We start from the raw sequence: 25,364 nt of genomic DNA, 5'->3' as shown, positions 1-25,364 counted from the left end.
GCGCTGGGAGAAGCCGGCGCTACAACGCCCGCGTCAGACTGATCAGGGCGAGCGACAGCAGCAGCACGAGGCAGAAGCGCTTGTAGAAATTTTCCAGTGCGGGGCGAAACAACCAGCTTCCGGTGACAACGCCGGCGATGACGGCAGGCACAAAAACCAGTCCGCGAGTCACAGCGGTCATGTCCAGCATGCCATAGTAAAGCAGGTAGACAAGCGAGGTGAACATGGTGATGGACAGGTATATCACCAGGGAGGCGCGCATGGTTTTTGCCGCTTTGTCTTGCGACAGGACATAAAGGGCGACCACCATGCCGCCAATCGAGGCAAGGCCCGTGGCAATCCCGGCCATCAAACCGGAGATGTAGAGCCCGGGTCTGGTGGCCAGAAACGCAATGCGCACTTTGAGCAGTTGCAGGGTGGCCAAAGTAATCAGCAGTACCAGGGCAACCAGTTTCGATGTGCCGACGGGCAGGGTGGTGGTGGCATAAAGACCAATGGGCGCGCCAAGGGATGCGGAGATTGCCAGCCCCCAGACGATGCGCATATCGGCATCTTTTCTGCCGCCGCGAAACATCATCATGCTGGCGGTTGATTCAAGCAGAAAGCAGATCGGGATCAGCTGTATCGGCGGTATGATGGTAACGATGGAGGCCATGATCAGCGCTGACAGCGCAAATCCGGCAAAGCCGCGTACGATGGCCGCAAGAAAAATGGCCCCGATGCAGAGCATCAGCTCGCCCGGGGCGAGATCCGTCAGGTTGGTGAGCGTTTCAAACACGGTAGCCAACCGTTTTTATTCCCGACCCTTCAAGGCCGTCACTGCGCGCCTTTTTGAGGTTGCATGTCGCTGGCATTGATGCCGGCAACGGCGACCGGCGCCTTCATCGCATCGCGGCGGAACGGTTCGCCCAGTTCCTGATTGATCAGGGCCTCGATGAAAGTGGTTTTGCCGTTCTTCATCTGGTCCTCGACTGCTTTTTCAAGGGCTGCCGTCAGTTCGTCCATGGTGCGCACCTGAACCCCAACCAGCCCGCAGGCATCGGCAATCTTTGCGTAGGAAACATCGGGATCAAGCTCGGTGCCGACGAAATTGTCGTCATACCACAGGGTCGTGTTGCGCTTTTCCGCGCCCCACTGGTAGTTGCGGAAGACGACCATGGTGATCGGCGGCCATTCCTCGCGGCCGATGGCGGTCATCTCGTTCATGGAAATTCCGAAGGCCCCATCGCCCGCAAAGCCGACGACCGGGACGTTCGGATTGCCGATCTTGGCGCCGGTAATTGCCGGAAAACCGTAGCCGCATGGGCCGAACAGGCCGGGCGCCAGATATTTGCGGCCTTTTTCGAAGGTCGGATAGGCATTGCCGATGGCGCAGTTGTTGCCGATGTCCGATGAAATGATCGCTTCCTTGGGCAGTGCCTGCTGGATGGCGCGCCATGCCATGCGCGGGCTCATCCAGTCCGGTTTTGCGTTACGGGCGCGCTCATTCCACGTGGTGCCGGGATCATCGTCCTCATGGTCCATGGAGGAAAGCTGCTGCAGCCAGGAGGAGCGGGACTGGTGGATCAGCGCCTCGCGCTCCGAGCGGCCCTTGTCGCCTGCGCCGCCGTCGAGTTTTTCAAGCAGCTGGTTTGCCACCTTGTTGGCGTCTGCCTGTATGCCGACAGCCACTTTCTTGGTCAGGCCAATACGGTCGCCGTTGATGTCGACCTGGATCAGCTTGGCGTCTTTCGGCCAGTAGTCGATGCCATAGCCCGGCAGGGTGGAAAAGGGGTTGAGCCGTGTGCCGAGGGCCAGCACCACATCGGCCCTTGAAATCAGTTCCATCGCAGCCTTTGAGCCGTTATAGCCAAGCGGGCCGGCGAACAGCGGATGGGAGCCGGGAAAGGCGTCGTTGTGCTGGTAGTTGCAGCAGACCGGAGCCGACAGCCGCTCGGCGAGCCTGGCGGAGGCTTCGATGGCACCGGAAAGCACCACGCCTGCGCCATTCAGGATGACCGGGAATTCAGCTTCAGAAAGCAGCTTGGCGGCTTCCTCGATGGCGGTATCGGCGCCTGGTGCCCGGTCAAGCCGTACGATCTGCGGCAGCTCGATGTCGACAATTTGGGTCCAGTAATCGCGCGGCACGTTGATCTGGGCCGGTGCCGAACCGCGCCAGGCCTTTTCGATAACCCTGTTGAGCACCTCGGCGATGCGGGTGGGGTCGCGCACTTCTTCCTGATAGCAGACCATGTCGGCAAACAGCCGCATCTGCTCGATTTCCTGAAAGCCGCCCTGGCCGATGGTCTTGTTGGCAGCCTGAGGCGTGACCAGCAGCAGGGGCGTATGGTTCCAGTAGGCGGTCTTGACCGGGGTTACGAAGTTGGTGATCCCGGGGCCGTTCTGGGCCACCATCATCGACATTTTGCCGGTTGAGCGTGAAAAGCCGTCAGCCATCATGCCGGCATTGCACTCATGGGCGCAGTCCCAAAAGGTAATGCCGGCCTGGGGAAACAGGTCGGAAATCGGCATCATGGCCGAGCCGATAATGCCGAATGCATGTTCGATGCCCTGCATCTGCAGCACTTTTACGAAGGCTTCTTCAGTGGTCATTTTCATGGCAGTGTTTCTCCGCTCATGCCTGCGCGCAGATCATCCGGCAGGCAGGTGTTCCCTTCCTTTTTGATAGCGGCGAGCGATATGCTCCGTTAGTGCCAGATGGTGCCAAGATTGAAGCCATGCTCCGCGAACTGGCCAGCGGGGACGGCGGGTCAGATAGCCGGACACGCTCTAGCTGCACTGAGTGGCCTGAGGGGAGTTCACGACCCCTGGCCGCGCAACTGGCGGCTGGCAAGTTCGTGCAGGCGCTCGAGCCCCGGCCTGATGCGCTCTTCGGGTATTGAGGAAAAACCGAGCCGGAAGTAGTTGGTACGTTCGTTTTTAACGGCCTGGGGGTCCGCCCAGCAGACCTGGCCCGGTTCGATGATGATGCCGTCTTCAAGGGCTGCGGTCTGCAATGCGTTGGTATCCAGAGCCGCCGGTCCTTCCACCCAGAAGGATGTGCCGCCGAAGCCCGGCCATTTGGCCCAACCGGGAAAATACTCTTCCAGCGCGCTGCCCATGGTTTTCCAGCGGGCCTGATAGGCCTTGTGCAGGCGGTTGATGAGCGCATCGTGATGGCCGAGCGCCAGAAACAGCGAGACAACGCGCTGATTGTTGCCCGGCGGATGGCGGAACATCAGCCGCCGCAGCGCTCGCAATTCGCCGATCAGCTGCTTTGGCGCAACGACAAATCCCATGCGCAGGCCCGGCATCAGTGACTTTGAAAGGCTGCCGGCATAAATTACCCGGCCCTCGCGATCGCGCGATTTCAGCGCAGGGGTGGGTTCGCCGTTGTAATTGGTCTCGAACTCGTAATCATCCTCGATGATCAGCGCGTCGTTTTCCTCCGCCCAGGCGAGCAGTTCGCGGCGGCGGTCCGCCGACATGGTTATGTTGGTGGGGAACTGGTGGCTGGGCGTTGTGAAAACGAAATTGCATCCCTTAAGGTGCTCATCGATGCAGATGCCTTCCCCGTCGATTGGAACGGGAACGATGTTCTTTGTCTTCATGGCAAAGATGTTGCGCATGTCCGGATAACCCGGATCTTCCACCGCAACCTTGTCGGTCGGCTTTATCAGCAGGCTTGCCACCATGTAGAGGGCGTTTTGTGCGCCCAGCGTCACCAGTATCTGCTCCTTGTCGGCCATGATGCCGCGCCGTGGCAGGATGCGCTGATAAATCTGCTCGACCAGCATGGGATCGTCTTCGTTGTAGAGGTCGGATGTCCAGGCATCCATCCATTTGCGGTTCATTGCCTGGCGGGTGCAGTCGCGCCAGGCTGCGATGGGAAACAGCGCCGCATCAGCCTGACCGTAGATGAAAGGGTAGGGGTATTCATGCCAGTTCGCCGGCTTGGTGATGTTGCGCTGGCTGGCGGGGGTGAGCCGCAGGCGCTTGTTCCAGTCGACGGTGGAGTGGTTGGTGGCCACGCCACCGCCTGAAGAGGCGGTGGCGCGTTCCATCGCACCGCGGCGCACGTCCTCCGAAACATAAAAGCCGGAGCGCTCACGCGACTGCAGGTACCCATCGGCGGCCAGCGCCTGATAGGCCAGCATGACGGTGTTGCGGGAAACTTTCAGCCGCTTTGCCATGGTACGGGTGGAGGGGATCGGGCTGCCCGCCGGCATCTGGCCTGAAAGCATGGCGGAAACCAGCATTTCGCGAATCTGTACCTGCAGCGAGGTCATCTGCTGCCGTTCGACCTGGAAAAGGGTTTCGCGCAAACCGGTACCTTTCTGGAAGCATGGCGGTCACCGCGAGAACTGCCGCGGCGCGGTAAAGCGCTGGTTCTATCCCATGCGGATCGATTTGGTCAAATTGGCACCATATCTGGTCCAATAGCCGGTTTATTGTCTTTGTGACACGATACAGCCCAGATCATGGTTTGGAGCGTTTTGCATGGAGGTAGCAATGGGGGCGGCCGGAAATACCCCAACGCCGTCAATTCTGGTTATCAACGCCGGATCGTCTTCGGTGAAGTTTGCCCTGTATGATGCTGCCGCGCCCGAAAACAGGCTGCTGACCGGTCAGGTTTCAGGCATCGGCACCGGCGCCGTTGAAGCCGACTTGCCGCAGGAAACGCATAAGGAAGTGCAGAATTTCGGGGAACTGGCGGGCGACGCCAGTCACGAAGCGGCGATTTGCTGGGTGCTGGAAGGACTGGAAAAAAGCGGCTTTGCCATCATGGCAGCGGGGCACCGGGTGGTGCATGGCGGATCGGCGTTTTCAGCGGCCTGCCGTGTCGATGCTTCGGTTGAAGCGGAAATCGAGCGGCTGATCCCGCTGGCGCGATTGCACAATCCCCATAACCTTTCGGCCATCCGAACGGTTCGCAGCCTGTGGCCGGATTTGCCGCAGATTGCCTGTTTCGATACCGCTTTTCACGCAACGCAGCCTGAAATTGCCACAACGCTTGCCCTGCCAGGGGAGTTGCGCGAGGCCGGGATAAGGCGGTACGGCTTTCACGGGCTGAGCTATCAGTCGGTTGCCAACAGCCTTCAACGCTTCCTGCCCGGTGGCTTGCCGGATCGGGTCATCGTTGCCCATCTCGGCAATGGCGCGAGCCTTTGTGCGCTTCACAAAGGAAAATCCATTGCTACCACAATGGGCTTTACGCCGCTTGACGGCCTCATCATGGGAACCCGGCCGGGCCTTACCGATCCGGGGGTTATCGTCTATCTGCTGGAAGAACAGGGCATGGAGGCCGGGCGCCTGAGCCACCTGTTGCAAAAGGAAAGCGGCTTGCTCGGTCTTTCGGGCATCAGTGCCGACATGCGGGTGCTGGAGGCCTCCGATGAGGCAGCGGCGCGGTTTGCCGTTGAAGCGTTTTGTTACCGCATCGTGCGGGAGACGGGATCGCTGGTGGCGGCTCTTGGCGGGCTTGACGGCTTTGTGTTCACCGGCGGCATCGGTGAAAACAGCGCGAGGGTGCGCGGCAGGATCATGGAAGGCCTCGGCTGGCTGGGCGCTGGTGTTGATGGCGATGCCAATCAGGCACGGGCTGGCCGTGAGCCTTTAGCGATCTCGCCGGCAGGTGCCCGTTTGCCTGTTTACATGGTGCGTACCGATGAAGAAAAGGTCATTGCCGCAGAAACGGCGCGGCTGGTGGCCTGAGCGAGATACGCTCTAAATCTCGATCTGCTCCATCAGCGAGCGGGGAACGACAACGCCTTTTTCCGCCACCTCGGCACGGCGGGTCACCCGGCCCTGTCCTGGCAAACGAACGCCTTCCTGTTCCAGCATGGCGGCAAACAGCCGCTCGGCATTGCCGCCTGATTCAGTTTTTTGACGGGTCTTTGCCGGATCGAAAGCGAGTATGAATTCTCCGCCGCGCGCCGGCCCGCCATCGTTGAGGTCGGTTTCAGCAGCCTCAAGGCTCAGATTTTCACCGAGCAGGGGACCGGCCAGCAACTCCACCATCATGGCGATGGAAGATCCCTTGTGGCCGCCAAAGGCAAGCTGGGCGCCTTCGAGAATTTTCTCCGGATCATTGGTTGGATTGCCATCTGAATCAACGCCCACCCCGTCGCCGACCTTCTTGCCGTCACGCTGGTGAATCTGGATGTCGCCCCGCGCCATGGTGGCGCTTGCCTGATCGAAGGTTACCGGATCGCCGTCCGGGCGGGGCCAGGAAAAGGCGAACGGATTGGTGCCGTAGAGCGGCTTTCTGCCGCCATGGGGCGCAACGGTTGGCTTGTAGGAGGTACAGGCCATTGCGACCAGCCCCCGGCTGGAGAGCATCTCCACCTCCGGCCAAAGGGCAGCAAAATGAAAGGTGTTGGTGATGGCCGCCAGCGCCACGCCCTGGGCCCGTACCAGCTCGGCGAAATCTTCCAGCATGGTTTTATGGGCGATTGGCGCATACCCGCCATCGCCATCAACCCAAAGGACAGAAGGTGCAGCACGATCCAGCATGGGCCGGGCGGCACCGTTTACCTTGCCGCTGTTGAGCGATTTGCAGTAGCCGGGAATGCGGAAAAGGCCGTGGCTGGAGCAGCCATCGCGTTCTGCCATCCAGACTACCTGTGTGATGGCGTCGGCATTGGCGTTGTCACAGCCGGCATTCAGCAATGCTGCCTTGGCCAGGGTTTTTACATCGTCCAGTTTTATCGTCACAGTGTCTGCCGACATGGACGCCTCCAGTAAATAACCAGCTAGGGTCAGGGCTCATTCATTGGCACGAGAATCGGGGCAAGACTAGTGCGTTGCCCCGTGCGATGGCAATGGGCATGACAAGGTGGTGTGTACTGCTGGCTTGCAAGCTTGACCGGGCGGGCGCTTCATGTTTGTCAGGCGGGCAGCAAATCCGGGGAGGAGAAATGGCAACTGGCTATATTCTGGCGATCGATCAGGGCACCACGTCCACACGCGCCATCGTTTTCGACAAAAACCAGAAAATCATCGGTGTCGGGCAGAAGGAATTCACCCAGTATTTTCCGAAATCAGGCTGGGTGGAGCATGATGCGGACGAAATCTGGCAGACGGTGGTTGCGACCTGCAAACAGGCACTGCGCAAGGCGAAGATCAAGCCATCGGATATTTCCGCCATCGGCATTACCAATCAGCGCGAGACCACGGTTCTGTGGGACCGCAAGACCGGCAAACCGGTTCACAAGGCAATCGTCTGGCAGGACCGGCGCACCGCAGAAACCTGCGAAAAACTGAAGAAGGCCGGTCACGAATCTGCGTTTACCCGCAAGACGGGTTTGCTGCTCGATCCGTATTTTTCCGGCACCAAGGCTGCCTGGGTGCTCGACCGGGTCAAGGGGCTGCGCAAGAAAGCGGAAGCTGGCCAGATCGCCTTCGGCACCATCGACAGCTTCCTTATCTGGCGGTTAACCGGCGGCAAGCGGCACGTTACCGATGCCACCAATGCCTCCCGCACGCTGATGTTCAACATCAAAACGAACAAGTGGGACAAGGGGCTGCTTGACCTTCTGGGCGTGCCGCCGGCGGTCCTTCCGCAGGTGCTTGATTGCGCCGATGATTTCGGCATTGCGGAAAAATCCGTTCTGGGCGCGGAAATCCCGATCCTCGGCGTCGCCGGCGACCAGCAGGCTGCCACCATCGGCAATGCCTGTTTTGCCCCCGGCATGATGAAGTCGACTTATGGTACGGGCTGTTTTGCCCTGCTCAATACCGGCGGCGACATGGTGCGCTCCAAAAACCGGTTGCTGACAACCATTGCCTACCGGCTCAATGGCAAGACGACCTACGCGCTGGAAGGCTCGATCTTCATGGCGGGCGCCAGCGTGCAGTGGCTGCGCGACGGGCTGAAATTCATGAAGGCGGCCGCCGAAAGCGGCAAGATGGCAGCAAGCGCCGATCCCAATCAGGACGTCTATCTGGTGCCGGCCTTTGTCGGGCTTGGTGCGCCATACTGGGATGCGGAGGCGCGTGGTGCCCTGTTCGGGCTGACGCGGGGCACTGGTCCCAATGAGATCGCAAAGGCAACGCTTGAAGCGGTGTGCTATCAGACCCATGACCTGCTGACAGCCATGCGCAAGGACTGGAAATCGACCGGCACGCGCAAGACCGTGTTGCGCGTCGATGGTGGCATGGTGGCCTCAGACTGGACGATGCAGTTTCTGGCCGACATCCTGAACGCTCCGGTCGACCGCCCGGTGGTTCTGGAGACAACGGCATTGGGGGCGGCATGGCTCGCGGGATCGCGTGCCGGTGTGTGGCCCGACAAGCAGGGTTTTGCAAAGACCTGGGCGCTCGATACCCGCTTCAAGCCAAAGATGAAGGCGGCCGAGCGCCAGCGCAAGCTGGCCGGCTGGCAGGATGCGGTGTCGCGGACGCTTTCACGTTGACGCTTTCACGCTGATGTTCTGCGCGCTGGCTTGGCCGCGCCCACTTTCCACAACCCGTTTCAAGGATACCGCTCATGACCGCTTTTCCTCTGGAGGCCGTAAGGGCGCGGTTTCCCTCGCTTGCAACGAAAGACGGGGCAAGCCGCCGCATCTATCTGGACAATCCGGCCGGGACCCAGGTGCCCCGGAGCGTTGCCGATGCGATCGGCGACGCAATCCTCAACAAAAACGCCAATCTTGGCGGGGATTTTCCGACCTCCCGGGCGGCGGGCAGCATCATCGAGCGCGGCCATGGTGCCATGGCCGATTTTCTTGGATGCGATGAGGATGAAGTCATCATCGGGCCGAACATGACCAGCCTGACCTATCATTTTTCCCGAATGATCGGGCGCGGGCTCAAGCCGGGCGATGAAATCATCGTCACGCAGATGGACCATGAGGGCAATGTCTCGCCCTGGCTGCAACTGGCGGACGATCTGGGGCTTAATATCCGCAAAGTACCCTTTTCGACCGGCAGCTGGACGGTGGAAGAAGACGTGCTCAAGGCCGCCATCACCGACCGCACCAGGGTCCTGGCGCTGAACTATTCCAGCAATCTGACCGGCGCCACCAATGCGGTGGGCGAATTGGTGGCAATTGCAAAGGCAGCGGGCATCCTGACCTATGTGGATGCCGTTCAGTTTGCCCCGCACGGGCTGTGTGATGTGGGGGCGCTCGACTGCGATTTTCTCGTTTGCTCAGCCTACAAGTTCTTCGGGCCGCATCTTGGCATTCTTTACGGGCGGCGTTCGGTGCTGGAAAAGCTCGATGCCTATAAGTGCCGCTGTTCCGACAACGCATTGCCTTACCGCTTCGAGACCGGCACGCCGCAGATTGAACTGGTGGCGGGGCTTGAAGCGACGGTGGATTATATTGCCTGGCTGGGCGGGGAGTGCGGTGAAGATGGGCGGCGGCGGCAGAAGATTGCGGCAGCCTACAGCGCCTCCATCGCGCATGAAAATGCCTTGTGCGGCGAACTGATTGACGGGCTTTTGCAGGTCGATGACCTGACGGTTTACGGCATCACCGACAAGGCCCGTTTTTCAGAACGCGTGCCAACGGTTTCCTTCACCCTTGCCGATATCTCACCGCAGGAACTGGTCAACCGCCTCAACGAAGAGGGCATCTTCTGCTGGGCCGGGCACAACTATGCCTGGGAAGTGGTGCATCAGCTTGGTATCGATCCGGACCAAGGTGTCGTTCGCATCGGTATCGCCAATTACAACACCGCCGAAGAGATTGCCGAGACGGTGGAAGCAGTACAGCGCAATGTCAGGATGCTGCGCCAGGGGTAGGGCGCGCTGCTGCAAGGGCGGCTTGTTAGATGAATGTCATCCTCGGGCTTGTCCCGAGGACCTGTGCCGTGATGTTTCCTTCTCTGCGAAGCCAGTGATGTTCGTCATCGTCGGGCTTGACCCGACGATCCAGCATCACGGGGTATTCACTGGATCCTCGGCTCAGGGCCGAGGATGACGAAGGAGGCGTGGGAAAAGGCCGAGGATGACGAAGGAGACGCGGTCGAGGATGATGGAGGAGGCGAGGGCAAAGCCCGGCGATGGCACCCGTGTTTGATGTTACGTCAAGCCCGGCTGTCTGCTTTACGTAAAGCGTCGCGAAGAGAAGACAAGTTTCATCCCCGCATGCGCTCGCCATCGGGGTCGAACAGCGGTTGGGTATAGAGCCGGGCCTTGCGCATTTCGCCAAGGATTTCGATTTCCACCTCGCGCCCTTCACTGATCAGTTCCACCGGCAGAAAGCCGATGGCGACCGAGGTCTGCGAATAATGGGCAAACCCGCCAGAGGTAACGAAGCCCACGACCTTGCCATCGATAAAGACCGGTTCATCGCCCCAGACATCCCCCTGATCCATGTTTGAGGGGTCAGCCTCGACGGCAAAGGTGCAAAGCCTGCGTGCCGGCCCTTCGGCGCGTTCCTTTTCGGCTGCAGCACGGCCTATGAAATCGGTGTTTTTCTTCCAGGCGACAAAGCGGTCCATGCCGGTTTCGCAGGGACCGTAGTCAGGGCGGAATTCCCGGGCCCAGGAACCAAAGCCCTTTTCCAGCCTTAACGACATCATGGCGCGCATGCCGAACGGCTTCATGCCGAGCGGTGTGCCGGCTTGTTCAAGGACGGCAAAAAGCTGCGGCTGTTCTTCGGCGGGGACATAGATTTCATAGCCCAGATCGCCGGTGTAGGAGACGCGCTGGACGATGGCGCGCGATGTGCCGATATCGCAAAAGCGCACATCCATGAATTTCATGTCCGAAATTTCGGGATAGGCGACAGCCTTCAACAGGTCGCGTGCCTTTGGGCCGGCAATCTGAAAACCGATGCGCCGGGTGGAAATGTTTTCGATCATCACGCGGTCATCGGCAGAGAGATTTGCTTCAAACCAGCGCATATGCGCTGCCTGCATGCCGAAGGAGGCTGTAAGCTGGAACTGTGTTTGCGACAGGCAGGAAACGGTGAAATCGCCGATCAGCTTGCCCTTGGGCGACAGCATCGGGGTAAGCGACAGGCGGCCGGGCTTGGGAATGCGGCCTGCCATGATGCGATCGAGCCAGTCTCTGGCATGGGGTCCCTTGACCTGGAACTTGCCGAAATTGTGGATTTCATTGATGCCGACGGCTTCACGCACGGCGCGGCATTCTTCCGCCACGGTGGCGAAGGCATTTGAGCGGCGGAAGGTTGGGGTTTCCTCCAGTGGTTCGTCTTCACGGGCAAAGTAGTTGACGACCTCCATGCCGTATTGGGCGCCGAAGACGGCGCGCCGATCCCGCCAGAGCGGGTAGGCGGGGGTGGTCTGGTGGGGTCTTGCAGCGGGCAGTTCCTCATTGGGATAGGAAACGGAGAAGCGGCGCTGGTAGTTCTCCTTCACCTTGGGGCGCGTGTAACCGGGGTGATCCATTCGCCGAAACGGGCGACATCCATGGCAAATACATCGCGGGAAGGTTCGCCCTCGACCATCCATTCGGCCAGGGTCAGGCCGACACCGCCGCCCTGGGAAAAGCCTGCCATGACGGCACAGGCCGACCAGAAGTTCTTTTTGCCGGGCACGGGGCCGACCAGGGGGTTGCCGTCGGGGGCAAAGGTAAAGGGGCCGTTGATGACGCGCTTGATGCCGGCGCGCTCGAGCACCGGAAACCGCTTGAAGGCAAATTCGAGCGAGTCGCCGATGCGTTCCAGATTGTCGTTCAGCAGTTCATGGCCGAACTCGGCAGGCGTCCCGCCCACTGCCCAGGGATCACATTGCTGCTCGTAAAAGCCGATGCAGATGCCACGGCCTTCCTGGCGCAGATAGCTTTCGCCTTCGGGGTCCATTACGTGCGGCAGTTCGCTTTCGCGCTCATAGACTTCCGGCGTTTCCTCGGTAATTAGGTATTGATGCTCCATGGGATGGAGCGGGAAATAGACGCCTGCCAGTTCGCCCACTTCGCGCGCCCAAAGACCGGCGGCATTGACCACGTGTTCTGCGTGGACAGCTCCCTGTTCCGTGACCACATCCCAGCTGCCGTCCGCGCGGTGGTTCAGTTCCTTCACAGGATTGCGCAGCACGATTTCCGCCCCTGCCATGCGTGCCGCCCGGGCATAGGCATGGGTGGTGCCGGAAGGATCAAGGTGACCGTCAAGGGGATCGTAAAGGCCGCCAATGACGCCGCCGGTGTCGGTGATTGGCGAAAGTTCGCGGATTTCGTCCGGTCCCACGATACGGGTATCAAGCCCCATATATTTGTGCTTGGCGTGTTCGGCGACGAGATAGTCCATGCGGTCGCGGTCGCCGGCAAGGGTGATGCCGCCGACATGATGCAGGCCGCAGGACTGGCCGGTAATCTCCTCCAGTTCCCGGTACAGGCGGATCGTGTAACCCTGAAGGGCGGCCATGTTGGTATCCGCATTGAGCGTGTGAAAACCGCCCGCAGCATGCCAGGTGGAGCCGGAAGTCAGTTCCGAGCGCTCTATGAGCATGATGTCGTTCCAGCCGAGCTTGGTAAGATGGTAGAGCACCGAGCAGCCGACGACCCCGCCGCCGATCACCGCAACACGTGTATGGGATTTCATGAATGCACCTCCGTCCGGTTATTGAACAGAGGTGTACAGACCCGTCAATGACGAAGTTGCACCAGCGGTAAAACACCCCAGGCTGTATCGACATTCAGGATTTGGAGCGCGGTATTGGGGAAAATCGTTCAATTCCAGGAGCGGGACCGATGACAGGTCGCTATCCTTTCGAGGTTCCGCGACCCTGAAGTGGGCGATTTTCCCCCTATTCTTGCAGAACGCGGTGGATTTTTCGCCTTGCCAGAGACGAAATCCGTCTCGCGCCGCGTGCGAAGCCCAAATGTCGATACAGCCTGGAAGCAGGGCTCGTGTTATTCACCTTTCCACTCGGGCTTGCGCTTGCCGATGAACGCGTCCAGTCCCTCATCGGAATCGGCCGTGGTGAAGCTCTCGACCATGACGCGGTTGGCATAGTCATAGGCTTCGGAAAGACGCATGTCGGCCTGCTCGTAGAAGGCGCGCTTTCCCCTGGCGATTGCCATCGCCGATTTTGAGGCGATGCGTTCAGCCATCTTGGCGACCACCTGATCGAGATAGTCACGCGGCACGATCTTGTTGACGAGGCCCATGCGCATGGCGGTTTTTGCGTCGACCATGTCGCCGGTCAGCAGCATCTCCATGGCATGTTTGCGGGAAAGGTTGCGCGACAGGGCCACCATGGGAGTGGCGCAAAAGCCGCCAATGCTGACGCCCGGCGTGCCGAATTGGGCATCCTCAGAAGCAAAGGCAAGATCACAGGCAGCAACAAGCTGACAGCCGGCGGCGGTGGCGATGCCGTCCACCTTGGCGATGACGGTTTTCGGCAGGCGGGGGATTGCCTTCATCATTTCCGAACAGGCGGCAAACAGCGTCTCAAGCGCTCTTGCGCCGCCATCAGCACCCTCCCGGTAGCCGCGCATCTGTTTAAGATCATGGCCGGCACAGAAGACCTTGCCGCTTGACGCAATCACGATGACGGCGACCTTGGGATTGTCGCGGGCATCAAGCAGCGCCCCGTGCAGAAGTCCGATCATTTCAAGCGACAGGGCATGGGCAGGCGGATTGGCGAGCGTAATCGTCAGCACCTTGCCATCGAGCTGGGTTTTCAGCGGGCCTGATTGTGAAGCCTCGCCCGTCAAGGATACGATTTGCGCCATGAAACCCTCCGTGCAGCGCTGGTTGGTTGCCTCAGGGTTTCATTGGCCAGCCGTCCGGTCAAGCAATTGTGTTGCGATATTCGGCAATCGGGCATCGGTGGGAAAGTTCAAGCAACGTTGCTGAAAACCGCCATTTGTGCCAATTGAGGCGAAATAAAAGCTTTGCCGCTGCAGAAAATTTCTTTATGCGGCACATGAAACCATGGTGCTGAGTCCTTTTCTGCCACCGGTGTGTATTGAAACAATAATCCGGCGCGCGGGGCAAACTCAGCAGGGTGGACAGAATCAACAGGAGTGAAACCATGAAAACCGTTATCACAGCAATCGTTGCCCTCGTCATCGGTGCAGCGGGCGGCTACTTTTATGCCCAGAACGACGTTACCACGCTGCAGGGTGCGCTTGATGCCGCCAAACAGTCCATGGAATCTGCGAAACAGAAGGCAGAAGAAACCATGGGCGAACTGACGGCTTCCAAGGAAGAGTCTGCCACCACCATCAAGACGCTTGAGGATGAACTGGCGGCTGCAAAGCAGCAGGCTGAAGAATCGATGAGCAAGGTATCCGATCTGGAAGCCCGCATTCAGGAACTGGAAGCAGCTCAGCAGAGCAGCCAGTAATCCAAGGCCGTACACGGCAGTTTTAATTAGGCCCGCGGTTTCAGCCGCGGGCCTTTTTGTGTCAGGCTGCAGGGCAGGCACACAAACAGGTAGGCAGGCAAACAGGTAAGCAGGCAAACAGGTAAGCAGGCAGGCGGAGAAACGTGGTGGCTGAAACACAACCGAACATCGTGCTCATCATGGCGGACAATCTCGGCTGGGGGGAGCTTGGCTGTTATGGCGGCGGTGCTCTGCGCGGTGCGCCCACGCCGCGGATCGATGCTTTTGCGAGGGAAGGCCTGCTGCTGCACAACTTCAATGTGGAAAGCGACTGCGTTCCCACCCGCTCGGCGCTGATGACCGGCCGCCATCCGATCCGCACCGGCGCGCTGCAATCGGTCGCGCCCGGTCTGCCGCAGGGCATCTCACCGTGGGAAATCACTTTGCCGCAGCTGCTGAAGGATGCCGGGTATGCCACCGCGATGTTCGGCAAATGGCATCTTGGCGACCGGCCGGGGCGTTTTCCAAACGACCGCGGTTTCGATGAGTGGTACGGCATTCCGCGCACAACAGACGAAGTGCTTTACCAAAGCGGCATTGGCTATGATGAGGACGTTGCGGGAATACCCCAGATCATGGAGGGAAAGGCCGGCGAGGCGGCGCGGGAGACAGGCGCCTATGACGAAACGGCGCGGCGCATGATCGATGCGGAACTGGTCCGCCGCAGCAAGGATTTTCTGCAACGTGCCGGCAGCGGCACATCGCCGTTCTTCCTGTTCATGCCGATCGTCAACCTGCACTATCCCACCCTGCCGCATCCTGATTTTGAGGGCCGCAGCGGTTATGGCGGCAATGCGGACTGCATGATGGAGATGGACCATCGGGTCGGTGAGGTGCTGGAGGAAATCGACCGCCTTGGGTTGCGGGAATCGACCCTGGTGGTTTTCTGTTCGGACAACGGGCCGGAATTCCGCAATCCCTGGCGCGGCACGGCAGGGCCCTGGCGCGGAACCTACCACACCGCCATGGAGGGCAGTTTGCGTGTTCCCTGCATTTTGCGATGGCCGGGAAGAATCGCTGCTGAAAAAACCAGCAACGAGATGGTTCATGTGACGGATTTTTTTGCAACGCTGGCAAAGCTTGGCGGGGCAGGATTGCCCGATGACCGGCCGGTTGACGGGATTGATCAGTTGCCCTTCTTCACCGGCCAGAGTGAAAAGTCCCTGCGCGAAGGGTTTCCTTTCTACATCAAGGAGGACCTGCGCGCTGTTAAATGGCGCGACTGGAAGATGCATTATTACTGGGAGCCGGAGGTCAATGGGGGCAAGGGCAAGCTTGAATCGCCCTATCTGTTCAACATCACCATCGACCCGAAGGAAGAGCACGACATCGCCACGGTACAAGCCTGGGTATGGACACCGATTTCGCGGCTGGTGGCCGATTTCAAGGAGAGCATGGAGCGCTATCCCAATACCAGGCCGGGCGCCGATGGCCCGCCGGGACTGAACGGTAACGATTAAGTCCGCTACTTCTAGCCGTTTTCCCGGCTTGGCAGCTTGTCGACGCCGCCGTTCCTTTTCGACCATGAAAGCGGCTTGTCGAGAAAGGCCTCAACGGCCTTGAGCGTTTTGGCGTTGAACAGCTTTTCCTTCTTCGCCACTGCCAGCACGTCTTTCCAGGTCGTCAGATAGTGCAGCTTCATGCCGTGGCTGGCGAGTGTTCTCGGCGCGTCCTTGAAGATGCCGTAATAGAAGACCGAGAAGGTATCGGTCACTTCCGCGCCTGCATCCCGGATCGCGTTGGCGAAGGAGATTTTCGAGCCACCATCGGTGGTCAGGTCCTCCACGAACAAAACCCGCTGACCTTCCTTGAGATCGCCTTCAATGCGGGCGTTGCGGCCAAAACCCTTTGGCTTCTTGCGAATGTAGATCATGGGAAGCCCCATGCGTTCGGCAATGAAGGCAGCGTAGGGGATGCCGGCTGTTTCGCCGCCGGCAACGCAATCGTATTTTTCAAAGCCCGCATCGCGCAGCACGGTGGCGACGCCGAAATCGGATACCGCGGAACGGATGCGCGGGTAGGAGATCAGCTTGCGGCAATCGATGTAAACCGGGCTCTTGAGCCCCGAGGTGAAAGTGTAGGGTTCATCGGAGCGAAAATGCACGGCGCCGATTTCCCACAGCATTTTCGCAGTCAGTTCGGCAATCGTGGCCTTGTCCGGAAAGGTGTTTTGAAACATCGAATGGATATCCTGCGGCTGGGTCTCTTTTGTTGAACGTTTGCCTGGGGGGTCAAAACGAAAGCGCTCGCCAAGTAGCTGAACCGCATAACGCATTCCGGTTTTGCCGATTCCGCCAAGATCGAAATTTCTCTAGCAAGTTTATCAGCCGTTTGCGACGGGGCAGGGGCCATCGAGCTGTGGACGGGTTGACGCCAAACCTGGCGGTTCGGGGCCTCAAGCGGGTTGTCGTGAAGTTGACATCATACCAAAGTTTAACAACCTTTGCGGCGGGAGTGACGGGCGATTCGCCGATTTTCCGGCAAATCGCCAATTTGAAACCAAGGAGGGGACCATGTCTCTCAGTGCACCTACCACAGTCGTGTTCATCATTTCGGTGATCATCGCCATCATCGGATTGCTTGGAGGCCTGGCGATTATTCCGGGCCTGCCGCTTTCAGCGTTCTGGATCATGACCGTTGCCTGGGTTATTCTTGCTGCAGGCTGCTTGCTCAAGGGCGTGTAGGCGACAGGGCGTAAGCAAAAAGCAATACAATCAGGCCGGCGGCGATCCGCCGGCCTTTTTTGTGCGGTCGATTGGACGCATTGCATTTGATGTGCCGTCCCGCCAGTTGTGTGAAGCAGAAAACCTCAACGACGACTGGAGGATGTCACCAATGCGCTCAACAATGCGGAAAACCCTGGAAGGGATTGCTCTTGGAATTTTGCTGCTTGTGCTTTCAGCAGCGCTAGCAGGCGCTGAAGAGCTGGAAGTCGGGATTGCAAAAGACATGCCTTCCGTGACGGTTAAAACGCCGACGGGTGAAACAACCATCAAACGTATCCAGGATACTGAAAACGAGATATCGGGTGCCTTTGCCAAGACGTCGCGCGCCTGTCCGCCGTTCTGCATCCAGCCGATGACGCCCGCCGAAGGCGTTGCCACCATCGGCGAACTGGAATTGATTGCGCTGTTGCAGGATCCCGAAGCGATTGTCATCGATAGCCGTACCGCGGACTGGTATGGCAAGGGAACGATCCCCGGCGCAATTCACCTGCCCTATACGGTGATTGCAGAACAGCTGGACCGGCTCGGCTGTGAGGTCGACTTCGACGGCTGGGACTGCACCGGCGCAAAGCGCGTGGCGCTGTTTTGTAACGGGCTTTGGTGCGGCCAGTCGCCGACTGCCATCCGTGCTATGATTGCCGCCGGGTTCCCGGCGGAGAAGATCAGTTACTACCGGGGCGGGATGCAGAACTGGCAGTTGCTCGGGTTGACGGTAGTCAAGCCGTAGCGAACTGCCGTCTGCCTTATCCTGCTCAAGATTCAGCGCTGCGCCGTTCTGCCAGTGCCTGGGTGATGATCTGCCAGGCAGAGGACAAAAACAGGCTGGCCATGATGGCGGCAACGATAAGGTCGGGCCAGCCGGTTGCCGTGCCCCATACGCCCAGGGCTGCGATCATAACCGCGACATTTCCGATGGCATCGTTGCGCGAGCATAACCAGACCGAGCGCACATTGGCATCGCCATCCTTGTAGGCAACCAGCAGCAGAACGCTTGCAATATTGGCGAGGAGGGCCAGAAAGCCGATCAGTCCCATGATCTCGGCTTGCGGCACGCCGGTGAAAAAGACTTTCCATACGGTCGAGCCAAGCACCCATATTCCCATGGCCAGCAGACTTGCGCCTTTCAGCAGGGCCACATTGGCACGGGTTGCAAGCGGCATGCCGATGACGGCGAGCGACAGGCCATAGGTCAGCGTATCACCGAAGAAATCCAGCGCATCGGCCTGCAGCGCCTGGGAGCGGGCGAGGTAACCGGCGGTCATTTCGACGATGAACATTGCGGCATTGATGATAATGACGGCGATCAGCCGGCGGCGGTAATCGGCCGACATGCCTTCGAAGACCGCATCGTCATGGTTATGGCATCCTGCGCTCATGATGCTGCCTCCTTGTTTGCATGGCCTGCCGGAATCCCGGTGCCTGGAATTGGTGGCACCTTGCCGCGCCGAAGCCTGTTTACCCGCAGGTTCATCCAGTGGCGCACAACCCAGCGGTATAGCAAGCCTGACAACAGCGTAAATTGCTGTTTGTGTGCGGAATAAAAACTGTCCGGGTCATCAAACAGGCCGAGGTCTCGGTTAATGCCGGTTTTCTGGATAAAGGTGTCTTTTCCCTGCCATGTCACCGATGGATCAGGCAGGTTGTCGGTCCCCACGCCATAGGCGCAAAGCTTGATCGTTTTGCCGGCAAACTCTGCCTGTAGTGCGGACAACACCGCATCGTCGACAATGAACCCTTCCAGCACAGCCCAGCGCCCGCCGAAGCGGCACTCCACCCAGCTGTGCAGAATGTTATCGGGTGTCAAGCGGTATACCGGTTCCGGCACAATGCCGCGCTGCAGGGATTTGTGAATGGTAAAGCCGTGCAGCCTTGAAGGAACACCGAGCCGTCTTAAAAGCGCCATCAGCAAGGTGGCCTTGGTGTTGCACTGGCCGTAGCCCTGGGTGAGCACGGCAGATGCCGGCAGGTCGTCACGGGGGTTGTAGCCAAAGCGGATTTCGTTGCGCACGAAATCATAGGCAGCGCCGATGCGGCCGAATTCGTCCAGCTCCGGCCATCCGCGTTTGGCAACGAGGCTTTCAATCGCCGGATGGTGAAAATCCAGAAGCCCGGTTTGCTGCAAGTATCGGTCTGTCGTGTCTGTCACCGGTTTCTCCAAATGTCGGTTGCCAAGGGATTCGCGAAAACCTAATCTCTCTAGTAGCTATAGGTTCAAGAGGAAAAATGAACATGCTGTCGATTGGAGAACTGTCGTTGCGTGCCGGAGTGAAGGTGCCGACCATCCGCTATTATGAGCAGGTGGGGCTTATCGCGGCGCCTGAGCGGACCGAGGGCAATCAGCGGCGTTATTCAAAGGCCGAGCTTGAGCGGCTTTCCTTTATTCGGCACGCTCGCGATCTGGGCCTTTCCATCGAGGCGATCCGCGATCTGGTGCATCTTTCGGAAAATCCCGCCATGGAATGCAATGAGGCGCATGCCATTGCCGGTGCGCATCTGGAAGCGGTTGAAAGCCGCCTGAGAAAATTGACACAGCTGGCAGGCGAGTTGCAGCGCATTGCCGCCAGTTGCGAAGGCGGGGGCACGGTGGGCGAATGCCACATCATCCGCGCACTCGCCGATCACGAACTGTGCGAGGGCGAACACTGATCTTCAGTCGACAAGGCCCCGGCGGTTCACCGTGATTCACCCCCGCAGCCGTTCGCCTTTCGGGTCGAACGGGGGTTCAGGGAGCAGTTTCGCGCGGTGAGGCAAGCCCAGAATGGCGATGTCGAACTCGCTGCCGGGTTCGGCAAGTTCGGATTTGACGAAACCGAGCGCCAATGACTTGCCGACCGAGTGCCCATAGGCGCCGGAAGAAACGCGCCCGGCCGGCTTGCCGTCAGGGGTGAAGATGGGTTCGCCGCCCGCAGCGTCTGCATTGTGCGGGGTTTCCACTTCGAAGATCGCCAGTTTCTCGCGTGGCGCCTGGTCCTTCAGTTTCAGCCACGCCTCGCGGCCAAGAAACTCGCCCTTGTCCTCCTTCACCAGCCGGTCGAGGCCGACTTCCTGTGGCCAGTATTCCGGGGAGTATTCGCGGCTCCAGGAGCCGTAGCCCTTTTCAACGCGCAGGGAGAGCAGCGAGCGGCCGCCCACGGGAATGGCGCCCAGGTCGCGGCCTGCCTCAAGCAGCGCTTCATAGAGCGCCAGTTGATCGGCCTCGGCCACGTAAAGCTCCCAGCCAAGATCGCCGGTGAAGGAAACGCGCAGGCCGATGGCGTCGATGCCGGCGACGGGCAGGCGTTTGGAGTGCATGAATTTCCAGTTGTCACTGGACAAATCCTCATTGGTCAGGCGCTGCAACAGTTCGCGGGATTTGGGACCGGCGACGTTGAAACCGGTTTTGGCCGCCGTCAGCGATTGAAACGATACGCTTTCGGGCCGTTCCACCATGTTGAAGAAGCGCTGATGGTAGCGCTCGGCAATGCCCGAGCCGACCATGTAATAGTGGTCTTCGCCCAGCATGGTAATGGTGAAATCACCGGCAATGCCGCCGCGCACGCCAAGCATGGGCGTCAGGCAGGAACGGCCCGTCTCGGTGGGCACGCGGTTGGCCACGATGGCATCGAGCCATTTGCGCGCGCCTTTGCCCCTGATCTCGTATTTGCCGAAGTTGGAAACGTCGATAATGCCGGCGTTTTCGCGCAATGCGGCGCATTCGCGCTTGACCTCGTTGAACCAGTCCTGGCGTTCGAAGCCATAGGTTTCGCCGGCTTCGCGGCCCTCACCGGCAAACCATAGCGGATGTTCCCAGCCATAGTTGAGGCCCATGACGGCGCCGAGCTGTTTTTGCCTTTCATAGGCAGGGCGCGTGCGCACCGGGCGGCCTGCTTCGCGCTCCTCATAAGGAAAGTGAATCTTGAAGCGGTGGGAGTAGGCGTCCATGACCTTCGCCTTGACGAAACTCTTGAGCGTCCAGTCGAGGCCGTAGCGGGCAAGATCCCAGGGGAACATGTCGAGTTCAGGTTCACCCTCGACCATCCACTGCGCCAGCATGGAGCCAAGCCCGCCCGACTGCGAGAAGCCCGGAATGATGCCGTTGCAGCACCAGTAGTTCCTTAACTCCGGCACCGGGCCGTACAGGGCGGCTGAATCGGGCGACCAGATCATCGGCCCGTTTATGACACGCTTGACGCCGGCATTTTCCAGCACCGGCACCCGGGTGCAGGCGCGCAGATAGTTTTCGGAGATACGCTCAAGGTCGTCGGGGAACAGTTCATGGCCGAAATCCATCGGCGTGCCGTCCTCGGCCCAGAATCTGCCGTTCTTTTCATAGGCGCCGACCAGCAGGCCGAGGCCTTCCTGGCGCATGTAGTATTCGCCATCGCGGTCGGCAACCGAGGGCAGGCGGCGGCCCATATCGGCGATCTCGGCGATCGTTTCGGTGACGAGATACTGGTGTTCGGTGGGCTGGAGTGGCAGGTCGATGCCCGCCATCTGCCCCACTTCACGCGCCCAAAGGCCGGCCGCATTGACCACCGCGTCTGCATGGATGCGGCCCTTGGGCGTTTCCACATGCCAGGAGCCGTCGGCCTGCTGGGTGGTGGCGGTAACCGGGCAGAAGCGTTCAATTCTGCCGCCCATCTGGCGGGCGCCCTGGGCATAGGCCATGGTAACGCCGGAAGGATCGACATTGCCGCCATCGGCCTCGAACATGATGCATCGAATGCCGTCGAAATTTACCAGCGGGTGCTTTTCCTCCGCCTCGGCACGGGTCAGCTCGAAAAAATCAACGCCAAACGTTTTCGCCTTGGCGGCCTGTATGCGCAACTGGTGTTCGCGGTCCTTGGTCTGGGCCAGATAAAGCGAACCGGGTTGAAAAACACCGCAGGACTGACCGGTTTCCGCTTCCAGCTCCTTGTAGAGCTTCATCGTATAATATTGCAGCCTGGAGATGTTGTTGGTGTCGTGCAGGCCGTGAAGGTTTGCGGCAGCATGCCAGGTGGAACCGGAGGTCAGTTCATCGCGCTCAAGCAGGATGACGTCCTTCCAGCCAAGCTTGCACAGGTGATAGAGGATTGAACAACCGACGAGGCCTCCGCCGATGACCACGGCCCGGGCGTGGCTGGGTAACGCTGCGCTCATGAATTCCTCCATCCTGCAGACTGCTACTGCGAACGGAAAGAGGATAGGGCGCGGATGCGAGGGGAGTTTTCAAAAAAGGACGGTTTCTGTCGAAATCCGGCAAGTGGCGGGCTTTGGCCCAGGCTGTATCGACATTTGGGATTTGGAGCGCGGTACGGGGGAAAATCGTTCAATTCCAGGAGCGGAACCGATGACAGGTCGCTATCCTTTCGAGGTTCCGCGACGCCGAAGTGGGCGATTTTCACCCTATTCTTGCAGAATCCGTCTCGCGCCGCGTGCGAAACCCAAATGTCGATACAGCCTAGGGCGCCGCGGTGCCAAGCAGCCTGTCCATGTGATCTGATATTCTGTCCGGCCCGATATCGGCAATGCGTATGAGATGATCGAAATGGCGGGTCAGGGCCTTGATGTGTTCGGCGGAATTGATGACCAGATAAAGACCGCCCAGATAGACGGCGGCCCGCTTGGGGCCGAAAACGGTGTAGGGGGAGGCGTGGATCAGCCGCTCATCGTAAAGAAACAGCCGGAAGGTGGGGTACATTTCGGTGGTCAGGCGCGCGATTGTCTCCAACTGGTGGCGGCGTACGGTGGAAGAAAGCCCGGTCCACACGCCCCGGCCTTCGGCAAATATCTGCAGGCGCTGCAGGGGCATGCAAACTTCCATGTCGGTTTCTGGCCGGCGGGAATAATCAAGCTGTTCGCGTGCCTGCTTGTCCTTGGCGGCCACGCCTTCCGGCGTTCTGACGGAAAACTCGTGCTGGCTGACCGCCTCGGTTCTGAGCAGGTCGGGGAGCCCTGAGGGAACGTAGCGGATCTTGTAGCCCGTTGCCTCGCGATGCCATTTGGCGTGCAACTGGCCATCGACCTGGTCGCTGGTGGGTTCTGTTTCCAGCAAGGGAACGGTTTCACTGCCGGTTTCCTCGCTGGCAATGAGCCCCAGCAACCAGTCGAGGGAGACGCCGCAAGTGCGTGCGATGGCATGCAGGGTTTCGGCGCGGGGCAGGCGGGTCGAACCTGGTGCCATGAACTGGCTCAGGGCCGAGCGGTCGACGCCAATGGCATCGGCAAAGGCTGAAAAGCTTTCGCCGCGCTGCTCGATCAGCATGATCAGCCGCTCACGGAAAACCGCTGCCACATCGCGTTTGTCGGACGTTCCCGGCATTGTGCGATCATAGCGAGATTGTTGTGACCTCACAACAAAATTGATGTTTATGTGTGAATTTCATATTCATCTTGCGGATTGTCGCGTTGTCAGGAGCTGTCAGTATTCCGTATTATTTCGCTGTCTGTTGGGGAGCAGACCGTGAATTGAGGGGATGAATGAAACGCATGCAAGATAGCGGCGCGGCTGCCGCAACGGGGAACAAACAGGTTGAAATTCAGGGCAGTTTCCTTCGCCTCGCCGACAGCGGCGACTGGCGGACGCTGGTGCTGATGGCTTCCATATATCTGGTTTGGGCCGGACTGGTTTTCTACGGGCCCGCGATTTTCTCCACCATACCCGGCGGTCTGCTGGCCATTGCCGCGCTGGCGCCTCTGCTGACGCTGCATTCCTCTACCCAGCATGAGTTTGTGCACGGCCATCCTTTCAGGGCGCAATGGCTCAACGATGTTCTGGCCTTCGCGCCAATCGGCCTGATCATTCCCTATTGCCGGTTCAAGGAAACCCATCTGACCCACCATCTGGACTGCAATCTGTGCGATCCTTATGACGATCCGGAAAGCTGGTACATGGATATTGCGGACTGGTTGCGGCAGAACGCGGTTGCCCGGGCAATTCTCAACGCCAACAACACCTTTGCCGGGCGGCTGGTGCTTGGTCCTGCTATCGGCACGCTCGGTTTGCTGCGTCACGACTTCAAGCGCGTTGGAGCCGGTGAGGCCTGGCTTGCGGCGCGCTGGCTGTTCCATTGGGCGCTCGGCGGCCTGTTGCTGGCGCTGATCGCCGCCCATGGTGTCGTGCCCGTCTGGGCCTATCTGGTGTCCTGTTATCTTGGCATGTCGCTTTTGATGGTGCGCACGTTTGCCGAGCACCAAAGCGAGCTTTCAGAAGCCATGCAGGGCGGGACGGGCGCCATCCGCCGCGGGCGCAGCATCATCGTTGAAAATGGCGGCATTTTTTCCTGGTTGTTTCTCAACAATTCCCTGCATGCGGTGCACCATGCCGCACCGTCCCTTGCCTGGTACCGCCTGCCGGAACGCTACCGGCAGAATGTGGCCCGTTACCGGGAAATGAACCGTGGTTATTCGGTTTCGACCTATGGCGAACTGTTTCGCCGCTACGCCTTCCGCCGCAAGGAACCGGTACCCTTTCCCGGGAATGTTGCGGGCGGGAAAAAAAGCGGATCGCGCCCCAACAGCCAAAATTAAGGACTGTTCAAATCCGGGCGGATACCTTATTGCGGGCAGCATGATTCAATCTCTACCCATGATTGCTGCTTTGCCGATGTATGACTGGCCGGAAATCCGCCATCATACAGAGCGCTTCTGGCAGGTGCTGCGGCAGATGCTGGCCGATCACGGCATCGGTGGGGCCGTACCGCAGAACCTGAGCCGTGCGGGCGATCCGCATGCGCTTTGGCTCGATCCGGGATTGCTGATCGGCCAGACCTGCGGGCTTCCCTTTGTGAACGAGCTTGAGGGAAAGGTAACGCTGCTCGGTTCGCCAACCTATGCGATTGGCTGTGGGCCGGGCAATTACCGCAGCGTTCTCATTGCAGGGGAAGGGCGGGAGGATATCGATCCCTTCAAGACGCCTTCCTTGCGGTTTGCCTATAATGATCCCCGTTCGCAATCGGGTCTGGCTGCCTGGCTTTCGGGAGTTCTGCAGGCAGGCGGCAAGCTGCCGAAAGGGCTTGTGCCGGTCAGAACCGGTTCGCACCGTGCTTCCATTCAGGCGGTGGCAGAAGACAGCGCCGATCTGGCGGCGATCGATGCGGTAACGTTTGAGCTGGCGCGGCGTCTTGATCCGGCAGCGCGCCGCGTTTCGGTGATTGGACACACACCCGAGACGCCGGGACTTCCCTTCATCGCTTCTGCCACCTTTTCCGGCCGGAAGGATCAATTGTGTTGCGCCATTGAGGATGCCATTGCCGAACTTGACGAGGAAACCAGCCAGGCGCTGCTGATTACCTGTTTCAAACGGCGCGGTGAAGAAGACTACAGACCGATCGCGGAAAGCTGGCAGGCCGTAAAGGCAGCAGGGCTCGACAAGCTGTTTGTAGCCTGACC

General features: G+C 59.6%; 20 protein-coding genes and 1 pseudogene. 10 read left to right on the top strand and 11 right to left on the bottom strand.

The genetic code is table 11. The features are described from left to right. Window positions 1-19: 19 nt before the first annotated feature. The 3 genes from BVL55_RS09750 to pdxR all read right to left on the bottom strand — a co-directional run bounded on the left by BVL55_RS09750 (window position 20) and on the right by pdxR (window position 4,304). Window positions 20-778 carry a sulfite exporter TauE/SafE family protein gene (locus tag BVL55_RS09750; RefSeq protein WP_244530643.1) on the bottom strand — a complete coding sequence of 253 codons (759 nt, stop codon included), beginning with the start codon at window positions 776-778 and terminating at the stop codon, window positions 20-22. 38 nt (window positions 779-816) lie between these two features. Next, entirely contained in the window at window positions 817-2,598 is a 1,782-nt protein-coding gene (xsc, locus tag BVL55_RS09745) for a sulfoacetaldehyde acetyltransferase (protein WP_075996728.1), read from the bottom strand. A 200-nt stretch (window positions 2,599-2,798) separates the two neighbouring features. Next, window positions 2,799-4,304: a MocR-like pyridoxine biosynthesis transcription factor PdxR gene (gene pdxR, locus BVL55_RS09740; protein ID WP_075996727.1), complete on the bottom strand. Its 1,506-nt coding sequence runs from the start codon at window positions 4,302-4,304 to the stop codon at window positions 2,799-2,801. A gap of 187 nt (window positions 4,305-4,491) precedes the next feature. Here pdxR and BVL55_RS09735 point away from each other — a divergent pair, with 187 nt between their 5' ends. Then, window positions 4,492-5,694, top strand: coding sequence for an acetate/propionate family kinase (locus BVL55_RS09735; protein WP_075996726.1), 1,203 nt, complete (start codon window positions 4,492-4,494; stop codon window positions 5,692-5,694). A gap of 12 nt (window positions 5,695-5,706) precedes the next feature. On the opposite strand, the gene BVL55_RS09730 is transcribed toward BVL55_RS09735, so the two are convergent. Further along, the gene (locus BVL55_RS09730; RefSeq protein ID WP_075996725.1) at window positions 5,707-6,711 is read right to left on the bottom strand and encodes an Ldh family oxidoreductase; all 1,005 of its coding nucleotides are present in this window, start codon (window positions 6,709-6,711) and stop codon (window positions 5,707-5,709) included. A gap of 188 nt (window positions 6,712-6,899) precedes the next feature. On the opposite strand from BVL55_RS09730, the gene glpK reads away from it, so the two are divergent. Together glpK and BVL55_RS09720 are read left to right on the top strand one after the other, a co-directional pair. Further along, window positions 6,900-8,396 (top strand): glycerol kinase GlpK, encoded by a 1,497-nt coding sequence (glpK, locus tag BVL55_RS09725; protein ID WP_075996724.1) that lies wholly within the window; start codon window positions 6,900-6,902, stop codon window positions 8,394-8,396. Window positions 8,397-8,470: 74 nt separating this feature from the next. Continuing rightward, window positions 8,471-9,730, top strand: coding sequence for a cysteine desulfurase-like protein (locus tag BVL55_RS09720; RefSeq protein WP_075996723.1), 1,260 nt, complete (start codon window positions 8,471-8,473; stop codon window positions 9,728-9,730). Between the two features lie 335 nt (window positions 9,731-10,065). Here BVL55_RS09720 and BVL55_RS09715 read toward each other — a convergent pair. Further along, window positions 10,066-12,494 (bottom strand): annotated as a pseudogene (locus BVL55_RS09715) (GcvT family protein). Between the two features lie 311 nt (window positions 12,495-12,805). Continuing rightward, the gene (locus tag BVL55_RS09710) at window positions 12,806-13,630 is read right to left on the bottom strand and encodes an enoyl-CoA hydratase (RefSeq protein WP_075996722.1); all 825 of its coding nucleotides are present in this window, start codon (window positions 13,628-13,630) and stop codon (window positions 12,806-12,808) included. A gap of 302 nt (window positions 13,631-13,932) precedes the next feature. Between BVL55_RS09710 and BVL55_RS09700 the strand changes: the two genes are divergently transcribed. Next, on the top strand, window positions 13,933-14,247 hold the full coding sequence (locus BVL55_RS09700) for a hypothetical protein (protein WP_075996720.1): 315 nt from the start codon (window positions 13,933-13,935) through the stop codon (window positions 14,245-14,247). Between the two features lie 146 nt (window positions 14,248-14,393). Continuing rightward, the gene (locus tag BVL55_RS09695) at window positions 14,394-15,746 is read left to right on the top strand and encodes an arylsulfatase (RefSeq protein WP_205410780.1); all 1,353 of its coding nucleotides are present in this window, start codon (window positions 14,394-14,396) and stop codon (window positions 15,744-15,746) included. Window positions 15,747-15,757: 11 nt separating this feature from the next. Here BVL55_RS09695 and BVL55_RS09690 read toward each other — a convergent pair whose 3' ends face one another. Next, window positions 15,758-16,465 (bottom strand): orotate phosphoribosyltransferase, encoded by a 708-nt coding sequence (locus BVL55_RS09690; protein WP_075998055.1) that lies wholly within the window; start codon window positions 16,463-16,465, stop codon window positions 15,758-15,760. A gap of 334 nt (window positions 16,466-16,799) precedes the next feature. Between BVL55_RS09690 and BVL55_RS16740 the strand changes: the two genes are divergently transcribed. Beyond that, window positions 16,800-16,970, top strand: coding sequence for a hypothetical protein (locus BVL55_RS16740; protein ID WP_162841488.1), 171 nt, complete (start codon window positions 16,800-16,802; stop codon window positions 16,968-16,970). 151 nt (window positions 16,971-17,121) lie between these two features. Next, window positions 17,122-17,739: a rhodanese-like domain-containing protein gene (locus BVL55_RS09685; protein WP_244530478.1), complete on the top strand. Its 618-nt coding sequence runs from the start codon at window positions 17,122-17,124 to the stop codon at window positions 17,737-17,739. Window positions 17,740-17,764: 25 nt separating this feature from the next. Here BVL55_RS09685 and BVL55_RS09680 read toward each other — a convergent pair whose 3' ends face one another. Both BVL55_RS09680 and BVL55_RS09675 read right to left on the bottom strand, forming a co-directional pair. After that, window positions 17,765-18,388 (bottom strand): cation efflux transmembrane domain-containing protein, encoded by a 624-nt coding sequence (locus BVL55_RS09680; protein ID WP_075996718.1) that lies wholly within the window; start codon window positions 18,386-18,388, stop codon window positions 17,765-17,767. Continuing rightward, window positions 18,385-19,158 (bottom strand): transglutaminase-like domain-containing protein, encoded by a 774-nt coding sequence (locus tag BVL55_RS09675; protein WP_075996717.1) that lies wholly within the window; start codon window positions 19,156-19,158, stop codon window positions 18,385-18,387. The genes BVL55_RS09680 and BVL55_RS09675 overlap by 4 nt, the downstream gene beginning before the upstream one ends. Before the next feature lie 83 nt (window positions 19,159-19,241). On the opposite strand from BVL55_RS09675, the gene BVL55_RS09670 reads away from it, so the two are divergent. After that, a complete protein-coding gene (locus tag BVL55_RS09670; RefSeq protein WP_075998054.1) occupies window positions 19,242-19,658 on the top strand; it encodes a MerR family transcriptional regulator in 417 nt (138 codons plus the stop codon). Window positions 19,659-19,694: 36 nt separating this feature from the next. Here the strand turns inward: BVL55_RS09670 and BVL55_RS09665 are convergent, their stop codons facing one another. Together BVL55_RS09665 and BVL55_RS09660 are read right to left on the bottom strand one after the other, a co-directional pair. Continuing rightward, complete coding sequence (locus tag BVL55_RS09665; protein WP_075996716.1) at window positions 19,695-22,133, bottom strand: GcvT family protein; 2,439 nt, start codon at window positions 22,131-22,133, stop codon at window positions 19,695-19,697. 301 nt (window positions 22,134-22,434) lie between these two features. Beyond that, on the bottom strand, window positions 22,435-23,295 hold the full coding sequence (locus BVL55_RS09660) for a helix-turn-helix domain-containing protein (protein WP_075996715.1): 861 nt from the start codon (window positions 23,293-23,295) through the stop codon (window positions 22,435-22,437). 158 nt (window positions 23,296-23,453) lie between these two features. On the opposite strand from BVL55_RS09660, the gene BVL55_RS09655 reads away from it, so the two are divergent. Continuing rightward, window positions 23,454-24,503, top strand: coding sequence for a fatty acid desaturase (locus tag BVL55_RS09655; RefSeq protein ID WP_083649477.1), 1,050 nt, complete (start codon window positions 23,454-23,456; stop codon window positions 24,501-24,503). 58 nt (window positions 24,504-24,561) lie between these two features. Next, window positions 24,562-25,362 carry a phosphate/phosphite/phosphonate ABC transporter substrate-binding protein gene (locus BVL55_RS09650; RefSeq protein ID WP_075996714.1) on the top strand — a complete coding sequence of 267 codons (801 nt, stop codon included), beginning with the start codon at window positions 24,562-24,564 and terminating at the stop codon, window positions 25,360-25,362. Window positions 25,363-25,364: the final 2 nt, after the last annotated feature.

It is taken from the genome of Salaquimonas pukyongi (genome assembly GCF_001953055.1).
Lineage (GTDB): Bacteria > Pseudomonadota > Alphaproteobacteria > Rhizobiales > Rhizobiaceae > Salaquimonas > Salaquimonas pukyongi.
This window is presented reverse-complemented; position numbering and strand designations above follow the sequence as displayed.